Consider the following 12,043-nt stretch of genomic DNA (forward strand, 5'->3'; position numbering starts at 1 on the left):
GTTGACTATGCAACAAAAGTGTGGCATGACACATCGACGAGCAGGGGCGGACCGATGGACAAGACGACTCCGGTGAGCAGCATGATCAGGCAGAACGGCCCGATCAAGATTGCGGCCTGGCGTCTGATGATGGAGAAGTATCAGGACTTCTATACGAGGTTCGAAGCCGAGTTCCGGACCCGGCACGGACTGACCGTGAACGAGTTCGACGTCCTCATCAATGCCCGACCTGCAGCTCAGGTCAGGCCGCGGGATCTGCTGCGCAGCCTCGTGATCAGCCGCAGCGCGCTCAGTCGACTGCTCGGCAAGCTCGAGGATCGTGGCCTGGTCACGCAGGAGCCCGACCGCGAGGACCAGCGGGGTGTGCTCGTGGCGCTGACCGCAGAAGGGCAGAGGCTGTGCGACGAGGCGGCCGCGACGAATGCGGAGATCATCCTCGCCGGATTCGCCGGGCTCACGGATGCCGAGGCGGACGAGATCTTCGAGCTCGTCTCGAAGGTCCGCCCGGTCGAGTAGGGGAGCGGGCGAGCGGCATTCCCGCGGAACTGTCCCCCTCCCCGCCCGCCGCGTAGAGGGCTACGATGTGGCCATGAGCAACGTCGAGACTCGCCCCGATCAAGTGGTCTGCAAGGCCGGGGGACTGCCCGGGCCGGCCTGTGACCAGCAGGGACGTTCCCCGGTTGAGATCATCACCTCCCGTGAGGTTCCGCTCGGCGGGCCGCGGGCGATGATCGTGCGCCGCACCCTGCCGCAGCGGCAGCGCTCCCTCATCGGACCCTGGTGCTTCGTCGACCACTACGGGCCAGCCGATGTCTCGGTCACCGGCGGCATGGACGTCGCCCCGCACCCGCACACCGGACTGCAGACCGTGAGCTGGCTGTTCGAAGGCGCCATCCAGCACATCGACTCCGGCGGCAACGCCGGCCTCGTCCTGCCCGGCGAGGTCAACCTCATGACTGCAGGCCGAGGCATCTGCCACTCCGAGGTCTCGACCGAGGAGACCACGACCCTCCACGGCGTGCAGCTGTGGCTGGCCCTGCCCGGGGCCACCCGCCACCAGCTCGAACGCGAATTCGAGCACTTCGAACCCGCCCCTGTCTCCTTCGCCGGCGGAGAGATGCTCGTCTTCCTCGGAAAACTCTGGGGAACGGAGTCTCCGGTGCAGACTCATTCGCCGCTGCTCGGCGCCGAGATCCGCCTCGACCCCGGTGCGAGCATCGACCTGCCCGTGAATCCGGGATTCGAGCACGGCGTCCTCGTCGACTCCGGCGATATCGCCCTGGAGAACGTCGACCTGCCCGTTGCGGCGGTCGGCTACACGGGCACCGGTGTTGAAGAGCTGCGCATCGCCAACCGCAGCGACGAACCCGCCCGACTCGTCCTCCTCGGCGGCGAACCGTTCCCCGAAGAGATCGTCATGTGGTGGAACTTCGTCGGCCGCACCCATGAGGAGATCGCGGCCTACCGCGAGGAATGGCAGGCCGAAGGTGACCGCTTCGGCGTCGTCGACGGCTACGTCGGCAAGGGCGGGCCCGGTCGCAATGCCGATGGCATGTGGAGGCTCCCCGCGCCGAGGCTGCCCGACGTCACGATCAGACCGCGGAAGAATCCGCCGCCCCAGGTCCAAGGTGGACCCGCGGAATAGAGCGGTGACGAATTCCGCTCCACCGAGTACCAGCAGAGCACGACGAAAGGGTTATAGCCATGGTGAAGACATTCGAGGACAAGACCGGCGCCGAGGTGACCGTGTCGATCAACGAGACCACCCGGTCCTATGACATCGCCGTCGCCGACGGCACCGTCGCCGGCCACGCGTATTTCCTGCCCGGACCCGACGCGGAGACCGAACGCATCTTCCACCACACTGTCGTCGACGAGGAGTTCGGCGGTCGTGGGTTATCGAAGATCCTCGTCGCCGAGGCGCTCGATGATTCCCGCGAACGCGGAATCACGGTGGTGCCCGTGTGCCCGCTCTTCGTCAAGAGGCTCCAGGAGGCCGGCGACGACTACACGGCACAGGGCGGGAAGTTCCGCAATGCCACGGAAGCCGACATGGACATCGTTGAGCGGCACAGTTGAGTTCGGGCACGCGTGGACTCGACCACGGGTGGGACGGTGTCGTCGTGACCGGTCAGCTGCCTCGGCGAAATCAGTTGATGATCTCTTTGTCGTCGTCTGCACGGATGGCGTCGAGGCGCTCGCGCCACATCTGCAGGTCCTGCTCGCTCAGGCGCTTCCAGTCGGTGACCTCGCGGACGATGCGCAGGGGTTCGCTGCTGCGGAAGGACCGTGTGGGGTTGCCGGGGAACTTCTTGTCCGTGACGTTCGGGTCGTCGACGAAGTCGCCGAGGGGTTCGACCTCGTAGACGTGCGGAGCTCCGGAGTTGAGGGCGGCCACCTCGGCGGCGAGCCCTGCCCCGTCGACGAGCGAGGTGAAGTAGATATGGTTCATCGTCACTTCGGGCCGGTAGTTCGAGGCGAAGCCTGCGGTCAGCAGGTCTCCCGGTGAGAGTTCGGCACGGGTGCCGTGGAAGAAGGGTCCTTCATCGAGTGCTGCAGCCATGGCGTCGAATATACGCTCGCAGACTGCGAATCGGCCTGAGGATCGGCGACTAGAATGGGCCGTGAGCGGGTGGTGAACAGCCCTGCGGCATGGGTTGAAACTGCGGCGCTTCCCGGTTGTTGAGACTTCCGTTCCGGAATGTGACGACCTCGGCCATACTCTCCTGAGCGAACGATGCCCCGTGCGAACGATTCCGGCGGCGTCGACGAACCCACGTGAAGGAGCCCACCCCGCCAATGTCCGCCGAAACGACATCGCAGACGAAGAACGCCGCCTCGGCGCCGACATCATGGACCGGACGCCTCCGCCTCATCGGACCCGGGATCGTGCTCGCGCTCGCCAGCGTCGGAGCTTCGGACATGATCACGACGATGAACTCCGGCGCCGAATACGGTCTGGCGCTCATCTGGGTGTTCACCGTCGGCATCATCCTCAAGTTCGTCCTCTCCGAGGCGGTCGCGCGGCTGCAGATGAGCGGCGACCGGTCCCTGATCTCCCATCTCACTCGGTTCGGCGGGCGGACGTTCCCGATCCTGTTCCTCATCGCCGAACTGCTCGTCGGGCTCTTCTTCGGCGCCGGCGTCATCGCGGTGACGACGAACATCATCCAGGCGATCTTCCCGGTGCTTCCGTTCTGGCCGACGGCCGTCGTCGTGCTGCTCTCGGCCTCGGTGCTGGTGGGCATCGGCCGCTACGGTCTCGTCGAAAAGGCGATGATGGGCTTCGGGATCATCATGTTCTTCGGCATCATCGCGCTCGCAATCTCCGTATTCCAAGGTGACGGCGCCCAACAGGTCGCCGCCGAGACCGTGGTCCCGACGTTCCCGAACACGTCCATCATCACGGTCATGTCGCTCATCGGCGGCGTCGGGGGAGCGACCGGAATCCTCGCCTACTCGTTCTGGATCCGGGAGAAGTCCTGGCGGAGCCCGAACTGGAAACCCGTCGTCCGCCTCGACCTGGTCATCAGCTACGGCCTCGTCTTCGTCTTCGCCGTGGCGATGAGCGCGGTAGGGGCCTTCATCCTCTACGGCCAGGGCTTCACGATCGCGGACAACGACTCACTGTTCGCGATCGCCGACAGTCTGGTCAGCCGCATCGGTGACGTCGGACGGATGGTCTTCCTCATCAGCTTCCTCGCCGTGGTGTACACGAGCGTGCTCGGCGGATTCTCCGGCATCGCCTACGTCACCGCCGACTGCCTGCGAGTGCTCAGGCGTTACCCGCACCAGGACGAGGCCCGCTTCGACATGTCGGCGAAGTCGGTCGAGTTCCGCGGCGCGCTCGTCTACCTGTCGGTGGCGACGCTGGTGATCATGGGACTCGGCAAACCCGTCACCCTCGTCCTCGTCTACGCTGCGATCAGCGCGTTCATCCTGCCGGTGCTCGCGCTCGCCCTGCTCGTCATCCTCAACCGCGAATCCGTGCCGACCGGTCTGCGCAATACGAAGTGGTCGAACGTGCTTCTCGGCGTGTGCCTGGCACTGTTCGGGTTCTTGGCGATCCTCCAGGTCAAGGAGTCGGTGATGGGGTTCATCGGGTGAAGTGAGGCGCACCCGACAACTGTCGGGTGACTGCACGAAAAGCACGATGGTCTGGCGGTAGTGCCGCGGCGCCGGGGTCGGCATACTTGGTGACATGACACAACGACGGTCACGATTCGACGCGGAGCTCGCCGCGAGTCTGTCCGTCATCGGCGGGGTCTTTCCGCCGACCATCACTCCTTCGCTCATCGACTTCATGCGGGTCTCGTACGCCTCGGAGCCGCTGGCGGAGACTCTCAGCAGCCGTCGGGTCGAACATTCCGAATATCAGGTGCCGGGCCACCTCGGCGAGGACATCACCGTCTCCGTCTTCAGACGGTCCGGGGACACCGGACGACGACCGACGATCGTCTACGCCCACTCCGGCGGGCTGATGTTCGGCGATCGCTTCAGCGCGCTCGGCCTCAACCTCGACTGGGTCGAGAAGATCGGTGCGATCCTCATCTGCCCCGAATACCGTCTGGCGCCCGAGTTCCAAGACCCGTATGCGCGTGAGGACATGTACGCCGCACTCCTGTGGACGGCAGAGAACTCCGACACCCTCGGCGTCGACCCCGCCCGACTCATCGTCGCCGGAGCCAGCTCCGGAGGGGGACTGGCCGCCGGAATGGCGCTGGCGGCCCGTGACCGGCACGGACCGAAGCTCAAGGGCCAACTGCTCATCTACCCGATGCTCGACGACCGAGGCATCACACCGTCGATCCATCAGTTCGACGGCATCGGCGTCTGGGATCGGGTGAGCAACGAAACCGGATGGCAGGCGATGCTCGGCGATGACTACCGCACCGAGGCGGTCTCGCCCTACATCGCACCATCGCGTGCCAACGACCTCACCGATCTGCCGCCCGCGTACATCGACGTGGGTTCGGCCGAGATCTTCCGGGACGAAGCCGTCGCCTACGCCTCGGCCCTCTGGAACGACGGCAGCGAAGCGGAGCTGCACGTGTGGCCCGGAGGCTTCCACGCCTTCGACATCTTCGCCGCCCATACACACCTTGCGCAAGGAATGATCAGCACCCGAATGGCCTGGATCGAGAAGCTCCTGGCCGACTGAAAGGAACATCATGTCTGAGAACACAGCTGTCAACGACGCAGTTGTCCGCGTGGCCACGAAGACCGTCGACAGCGGCGGCGTCCCAGGCGTCGTCGCCGGAGTGACCACCGACAAGGAGACCATCAGTCTCACTGCTGCAGGAGTCCGCTCCCTCGACGATCCGCAGCCGATGACCACGGACTCCGTGTTCATGATCTTCTCCACGACGAAGGCCCTGACCGGCACCGTGGCACTGCAGCTGGTGGAGTCGGGAGAGCTCGACCTCGACGCCCCGGCGAAGGACTATGCCCCAGGACTGGCCGACGTACAGGTCATCGACGGTTTCGACGACGGCGGAGAACCGATCCTCCGGGCACCTGCCAGCGAACCGACCACCAAACAGCTGCTGCTGCACACCGCCGGCTTCGGCTATGACTTCTTCAACGAGAAGTACGAACGACTCGCCCGCGAACACGGCCAGCCGAGCATCGTCACCGCCACCAGGAAGGCGTTGGAGACTCCGCTGCTGTTCGATCCCGGCACCCAATGGGAGTACGGGTCGAACATAGATTGGGCCGGCCAGGTCATCGAAGGCATCACCGGAAAGACTCTGGGTGAGGCGATGCGCACCCGAGTCCTCGAACCGCTGGGCATGGACGACAGCACCTTCCGTCCGACCGCGTCAATGCAGGAGCGGCAGGCCACGATGCACCAGCGCACCGACGGCGAACTCGCGGCGACCGACTTCATGCTGCCCGATCCGGAGGTGGAGATGGGCGGCCACGGACTCTTCTCGACCGTCGATGACTACCTGAAGTTCATCAGGATGTGGCTCAACGACGGAGCAGCCGACGACGGAACCGTCGTCCTCCGCCCCGAAACGGTGGACATGGCCACGCAGAATCACCTCGGCGATCTTCGGGTGAAACTGCTGCCCGGAGTCATTCCGAGCTTGTCCAACGATGCGGAGTTCTTCCCCGGCATGCCGAAGACCTGGGGATACACGTTCATGATCAACGAGGAGGACGCCCCGACCGGACGCCCGGCCGGCGCCGCCGCATGGGCGGGTCTTGCCAACCTCTTCTACTGGTTCGACCGACAGAACAAGATCGGCGGGTACTGGGCCACACAGATCTTCCCCTTCGCCGACCCGGAATCGGTTGGGGGCTACCTCGAGATGGAGACGGCAGTCTACGATGCTCTGAAAGGCTGATTCGCGACTGAGGCGAATGGCGACCGTCGGTCGACAATCGTGGACTGCCAATCGTCGACCGACGGACGAACGAGGAGGTGGTGACGTGCAGGAGCTGCTCGGCAGGATTGCCAAGCTCGATCCCGAGGCGAGCCTGGGTCTGCGCGTCATCGCCTGCTTCGACGAACTCATGGCCGGCGAGGTCAATTCCCATGCCCTCGCCTCCGCGGCCGCGGCTCTGGCCGGTTGCCCGGCCGGCTTTCGCAGTGGGGACGGGAGCAGGCGGCTGAGGGTCGATTCAGGCGGAGTCTCGATTCCGGGAGACCGGCCCGCCGAGGTGGCCGCCCTGTCCCTGCCGAACGATTCCGAGGTCTGGCTCGAGCGGGAGGACGGTGCCTTGCCCAACGATGAACTCATCCTTGAGAGATTCGGCCTGGCCATCGGCGTGAGATTCGGTCTCGAACGGCAGCAGCTGGAGACCCCGCGGGACGTGGCGGTCGCCCTCGATCCTGCCGCGACGCCCGAAGACCGGAGTGCTGCCGCGGTTCGCCTCGGGTTGACGCCTGGTTCGGGATATCGAGTCCTCGCGGCCCCGCTGTTCGCCGTCTTCGAGAAGCGACCCGCCGGTCCCACCGATGTCATCACCAGCGAACATGGCACTCTGCAGGTGGTCATCGTGACCGACGACACCGAGGACATCGCCGTGACACCGGCCGGACTGGGGCCGTCCGGGTCGATCGGAGAACTGCCGCGGTCACTGCGGGCAGCCGTGGTGGCACTGCGACTCAGCCGCCCGCCCGAGGAAGGGCTGGTGCGGTCGGAAAACTTCGGTGGGCTCGTCGAACTGCTCGCCGAATCATCTGACACAACCGATCCGGACGCTGCGCTGATCGACGAGATCATGGACTCGCCGTGGGCGGAGTCCACGGTGCGCGTGCTCCTCGAAGCACCGACGATCAGACAGGCGGCCCGCGACCTCGGTCTGCACCACAGCACGGTGCAGAGCCGGGCCGAGCAGATCGAACGCTGCCTCGGCTACGACCCGCTGTCGGGCTACAACCGCACCAGGTTGGGCATCAGCGTGCTCCGGTGGCGGCTTCGCAATTCCCGAGTGCTTGAACTTCCGGGGCCCGTGGGGTGAGGGGTTCTTGGCCGCCACTTGCCCGCGGTACTCGCATCGTGCTTACTCCCGGCAGAACGGATCCCTGCCGATCGCGATCGCCGTGAGCTGCTCGGCCGACCGGCAGATCATCGCCCGCATCAACGCAGACGGTGTATTCATCGAAGAGCTCGAACACGATCCGGCGAGGTTCCTGCCCGCGATGGGCCGCGTCGAGGAGATCGAATCCGGCAATGTCACCGCCATCGACCTCGACCGACCGATGCAGAGGCTGCAGGAATAGCTGTCCGAACTGTCCGTCGGTGACCGTGTGTCGCTGACGGGAACGGTCGTCGTCGCCCGCGACATCGTGCACGCGGAGCTGCGCGACCGCCTCGATGCCGGTGGGGAACTTCCCGAGTATTTCAAAGACCATCCGATCTACTATGCGGGGCCGGCGAAGACGCCCGAGGGAATGCCCTCGGGGTCGTTCGGTCCGACAACCTCATCGCGGATGGACACCTATGTGCGGCGGTTCCAGGAGGCCGGCGGGTCGATGATCATGCTCGGCAAGGGCAACCGGTCCGCGCAGGTGAAGAGCTCCTGCGCTGAATTCGGGGGCTTCTGCCTCGGATCGATCGGCGGCCCTGCCGCCCGGCTGGCTCAGGACTGCATCACCTCGGTCGAGGTCCTCGATATGGAGGAGCTCGGGATGGAGGCAGTGTGGAAGATCCACGTCGGAGACTTCCCGGCGTTCATCATCACCGACGACAAGGGCAATGACTTCTTCGACAGCACCGGTCCGCCGACGCTCGGCCTCGGCCGAACCCGCACGGTGCGCGACGGCACCCGACTGGACTGAACTTTCCAAATGACGAACGAGCAGAGGATTTCACCATGGCCGTGAGCAATGAAGAGCAGATGATGATCGACCTGGTCGCCGAATTCATCGACGAACAGGTCAAACCCAGCGTCAACAAGGTCGAGCACGCCAACGAATACCCCCGAGGCATGGATCCAGACGATGAAGGACATGGGCATCTACGGGCTCGCCATCGACGAGCCGTGGGGGATGGGCAAGGTCTCGACCGAGGCATATGCGCTCATCACTCAGGAGCTCTCGCGCGGGTGGATGTCCCTGGCCGGTGCCATGGGCGGGCACACCGTCGTCGCGAAGCTCCTCCAGGAATACGGTACGCAGGAACAGAAGGACAAGTACCTGCCGCGGATGGCCACGGGTGAGCTGCGCGCGACAATGGCGCTGACCGAACCCGGCGGCGGATCCGACCTTCAGGCCATGCGCACAACAGCTGCCAAGGACGGCGATGACTACGTCATCAACGGGTCGAAGACGTGGATCACGAACGCCCGGAAATCCGACCTCATCGCTTTGCTGTGCAAGACCGATCCCGAGGCGGAACCCCGTCACAAGGGCATCTCGATCATCCTCGTGGAGAAGGGGGAGGGGTTTACCGTCTCCCAGGATCTGTCGAAGCTCGGGTACAAGGGCGTCGAGACGTGCGAGCTGTCCTTCGACGGTCTCCGGCAGCCGCAGTCGCAGCTGCTCGGTGAGGCCGAGGGCGTCGGGTTCAAGCAGATGATGAAGGGCCTCGAGATCGGCCGCATTCAGGTCGCCTCCCGGTCACTCGGCGTCGCGCAGGCCGCGCTTGATGATGCAGTGAAGTACTCGCAGGAGCGTGAGTCGATGGGCAAGCCGATCTGGAAGCACCAGGCCGTGGGCAACAAGCTCGCGATGATGGCGACGAAGCTCGAGGCCGCCAGGCAGCTCGTCCTCCACGCCGCACGCACCTGTGATTCCGGCGCCCGCGTGGACATGGAGGCAGGAATGGCGAAGCTCTATGCCTCGGAGATGGCCGCCGAGGTGGCCATCGACGCCATCCGCGTCCATGGCGGTTACGGATATTCGACTGAGTATGACGTCGAGTGCTACTACCGTGACGCTCCTCTGATGATCGTCGGCGAAGGCACGAACGAGATCCAGATGAACGTCATCGCCAAACAGCTCATCGGTAGGAACAGGGCCTGAGCGGCCCTGGCAGGCCCCCACAGTTGCGCAATCAGCCCACCCGCGTCTGACGAATCCGCACGATTAGCCTCTGGCCATCTGGCCAGGCACTCCACCCGAGGGAAGAACATGACTCATAAGCCGCGTCCGCGTCCGGATACTCCGCACATGATGGCCGAGGAGCGCCTCGAGATCCAGGCGCTCGCCCGCGAGTTCGCCCGTGATGTCGTCCTGCCGATCGCCAATGAGCTTGATCCGGTCGAGGGGCAGTTCCCGGATTCGATGGTCAAGCAGATGGCGGAGATGGGATTCTTCGGCATCCTCTTCCCCGAGGAATACGGCGGGCTGGGGCTCGGTGTGTTCGAGTACTGCCTCGTGGCTGAGGAACTCTCCCGTGCCTGGATGTCCGTGGCCGGCCTGTTGGCTCGCGGCAACGGCATGGGCGGTGGATTCTCGCCCGAACAGGAGGCACGTCTGCTGCCGAAGGTTGCCAGTGGTGAGTACCTCGGCGCCTTCGCCCTGTCTGAGGCCGAGGCCGGGTCGGATGTGGCGAACCTGCGGTGCAAGGCCGAACGCAATGCTGATGGTGACTGGGTCATCAACGGCACGAAGATGTGGTGCACTTATGCCGATCAGGCCGACTACATCATCCTCTTTGCTCGCACTTCGGTGGAGGAGAAGCGACATCGGGGGATTTCGGTGTTCCTGGTTGAGAAGGAGCGCGGCACGTTCCCCGAAGGCATCTCCGGGGCGCCGGCGAAGAAGATCGGCTACCACGGGTGGAAGACCTGGGAGCTGTCCTTCGACAACTTCATCCTCCCCGCCGATGCTCTCCTCGGGGAGGAGGGGCGCGGGTTCTATCAAGCGGTGTCCGGGCTTGAGGTTGGGCGTGCGCACACGGCGGCGCGGTCGATCGGACTGGCGCAGGCGGCACTCGAGGACTCGGTGAAATACCTCAAGGAACGCGAACAGTTCGGGCACCCGCTCGCGGACTTCCAGCATCTGAGATTCAAGGTCGCGGACATGGCCGCTCAGATCGAGGCGTGCCGGCAGCTGATGTACCACGTGTGCACGGAGATCGATTCGGGTCGTCGCTGTGATAAGGAAGCGGCGATGGTGAAGTACCTGGCCGGAGAGATGAGCGAGAAAGTCACGTCCGAGGCGCTGCAGATCCATGGTGGTGCCGGGTACACGAAGGACTTCGCGGTCGAGCGCCACTGGCGGGATGCGCGGTTGACGAAGATCTTCGAGAGCTCGTCGGAGATTCAGATGCGCATCATCTCCGACGAACTCCTCGGCCGCTGACCCCAATTGCTACCTGACGGCGGCCCAGCAACCTGGCGCCAGGTATCTGCGCCGCCGTCAGGTAGTAATTGGGCACTTGTGGGCGCCAATTACGAACTACCGATAGGAACTTGACTGCGATGAGTGAGACGAACCTCCAGGACTGGGTCGGCCGCAGCGCCGCCGCCACCGAGACCGATGATGGGGAATGGGCCACACGGCTGGCGACGCTGCTCGGCCATGACGGGGACAAGGCTGCACCGCTGTTCCCATTGGGGCATTGGTTGCATTTCTCCGAAGACGATGTGCCGATGAGCGAACTCGGAGCCGACGGGCACGCGGCGCTTGGTGGGTTCATGCCTCCGGTGCCTCTGCCCAGGCGCATGTGGGCAGGCAGTGATCTGACTTTCCACGCCCCGATCCTGCCTGGTCATGCGATCGAACGCACGACGACGATCGAGTCGATCACGGAAAAGACCGGCAGCACCGGGCCCCTGTGCTTCGTGAAGCTGCGCCATGAGATAACGGCAGACGGAATCCTGGCGACGACGGATCGGCACACGATCGTCTACCGGGAAGCCAACCCGGCGCCGGAAGGGTCGGCAGCACGGCCCCCGCGAACGGACAGTGCAGTCCCGGAGGGGCGGGACTGGCCGCGTTCGGTCAGGCCGAATGAAGTCATGCTCTTCCGCTATTCGGCGCTGACGTTCAACTCCCACCGCATCCACTACGATCACACGTATGTCACCGAGGTCGAAGGCTATCCCGGGCTCGTCACGCATGGACCGTTGACCGCGACGCTACTTCTCGATGCGTTCATATCCACCCACCCCGAGGCGGCTGTGACCGAATACCGGTTCACCGCGAAGTCCCCGTTGTTCGCGAACGAACAGATTCATCTCGTCGGTCGGGAGACCGAGCCCGGGGTCCACGACCTGCAGGCCGTCGCCCCGGATGGGAAGACGGCCATCGCCGCGACCGTGAGTACGAACAACTGAGGAGAACGACCATGACCGACACTCGCCCCGCACCCCTGACTGGCCTCAAAGTCGTTGAGATCTCTGCATTCGTCGCGGCCCCGTTGGGTGCGATGACGCTCGCGCAGCTCGGTGCCGATGTGATTCGCATCGATCCGGTCGGTGGGAATATCGATGCGAATCGGTGGCCGATCAGCGATGACGGCACCTCAATCTATTGGGCGTCTCTGAATAAGGGGAAGCGCTCGGTCACGCTCGACCTCAAGTCTGAGGAAGGGCAGAAGATCGCTACCCAGCTGATTGCTGAGGCGGGCACGCTCATCAC

At 64.6% G+C, this 12,043-nt stretch carries 12 protein-coding genes and 2 pseudogenes; 13 read left to right on the forward strand and 1 reads right to left on the reverse strand.

The window, feature by feature from the left end; all coding sequences use genetic code 11:
• The first annotated feature begins 54 nt into the window (after window positions 1-54).
• The 3 genes from AD89_RS19755 to AD89_RS0116640 all read left to right on the forward strand — a co-directional run bounded on the left by AD89_RS19755 (window position 55) and on the right by AD89_RS0116640 (window position 2,079).
• Window positions 55-516 carry a MarR family winged helix-turn-helix transcriptional regulator gene (locus AD89_RS19755; RefSeq protein ID WP_025780661.1) on the forward strand — a complete coding sequence of 154 codons (462 nt, stop codon included), beginning with the start codon at window positions 55-57 and terminating at the stop codon, window positions 514-516.
• Between the two features lie 73 nt (window positions 517-589).
• Window positions 590-1,645 (forward strand): pirin family protein, encoded by a 1,056-nt coding sequence (locus AD89_RS0116635; protein WP_025780662.1) that lies wholly within the window; start codon window positions 590-592, stop codon window positions 1,643-1,645.
• A gap of 59 nt (window positions 1,646-1,704) precedes the next feature.
• Window positions 1,705-2,079, forward strand: coding sequence for a GNAT family N-acetyltransferase (locus AD89_RS0116640; RefSeq protein WP_025780663.1), 375 nt, complete (start codon window positions 1,705-1,707; stop codon window positions 2,077-2,079).
• Between the two features lie 70 nt (window positions 2,080-2,149).
• Here AD89_RS0116640 and arr read toward each other — a convergent pair whose 3' ends face one another.
• Entirely contained in the window at window positions 2,150-2,563 is a 414-nt protein-coding gene (gene arr, locus AD89_RS0116645) for an NAD(+)--rifampin ADP-ribosyltransferase (protein ID WP_025780664.1), read from the reverse strand.
• Between the two features lie 236 nt (window positions 2,564-2,799).
• Here arr and AD89_RS0116650 point away from each other — a divergent pair, with 236 nt between their 5' ends.
• The 10 genes and pseudogenes from AD89_RS0116650 to AD89_RS18955 all read left to right on the forward strand — a co-directional run.
• On the forward strand, window positions 2,800-4,107 hold the full coding sequence (locus tag AD89_RS0116650; RefSeq protein ID WP_025780665.1) for an Nramp family divalent metal transporter: 1,308 nt from the start codon (window positions 2,800-2,802) through the stop codon (window positions 4,105-4,107).
• Window positions 4,108-4,201: 94 nt separating this feature from the next.
• A complete protein-coding gene (locus AD89_RS0116655) occupies window positions 4,202-5,161 on the forward strand; it encodes an alpha/beta hydrolase (protein ID WP_025780667.1) in 960 nt (319 codons plus the stop codon).
• Between the two features lie 10 nt (window positions 5,162-5,171).
• Entirely contained in the window at window positions 5,172-6,353 is a 1,182-nt protein-coding gene (locus AD89_RS0116660; protein ID WP_025780668.1) for a serine hydrolase domain-containing protein, read from the forward strand.
• 85 nt (window positions 6,354-6,438) lie between these two features.
• Window positions 6,439-7,473, forward strand: coding sequence for a helix-turn-helix domain-containing protein (locus tag AD89_RS0116665; RefSeq protein ID WP_035321330.1), 1,035 nt, complete (start codon window positions 6,439-6,441; stop codon window positions 7,471-7,473).
• A gap of 49 nt (window positions 7,474-7,522) precedes the next feature.
• Window positions 7,523-8,293: pseudogene (locus tag AD89_RS18945) on the forward strand (FumA C-terminus/TtdB family hydratase beta subunit); the annotation flags it as partial.
• 59 nt (window positions 8,294-8,352) lie between these two features.
• Window positions 8,353-8,416, forward strand: a pseudogene (locus AD89_RS20520) (hypothetical protein); the annotation flags it as partial.
• A gap of 39 nt (window positions 8,417-8,455) precedes the next feature.
• Complete coding sequence (locus AD89_RS18950; protein WP_231488745.1) at window positions 8,456-9,478, forward strand: acyl-CoA dehydrogenase family protein; 1,023 nt, start codon at window positions 8,456-8,458, stop codon at window positions 9,476-9,478.
• Window positions 9,479-9,586: 108 nt separating this feature from the next.
• Window positions 9,587-10,762, forward strand: coding sequence for an acyl-CoA dehydrogenase family protein (locus AD89_RS0116685; protein ID WP_025780675.1), 1,176 nt, complete (start codon window positions 9,587-9,589; stop codon window positions 10,760-10,762).
• 119 nt (window positions 10,763-10,881) lie between these two features.
• Window positions 10,882-11,739: an FAS1-like dehydratase domain-containing protein gene (locus AD89_RS0116690; protein ID WP_025780677.1), complete on the forward strand. Its 858-nt coding sequence runs from the start codon at window positions 10,882-10,884 to the stop codon at window positions 11,737-11,739.
• A gap of 11 nt (window positions 11,740-11,750) precedes the next feature.
• On the forward strand, window positions 11,751-12,043 hold a 293-nt coding region (locus AD89_RS18955), incomplete at its 3' end, for a CoA transferase (protein WP_035321308.1).

Origin of the sequence: Brevibacterium sp. VCM10, from assembly GCF_000583215.1 — a bacterium.
In the GTDB taxonomy this organism is placed as follows: Bacteria; Actinomycetota; Actinomycetes; order Actinomycetales; family Brevibacteriaceae; genus Brevibacterium; species Brevibacterium linens.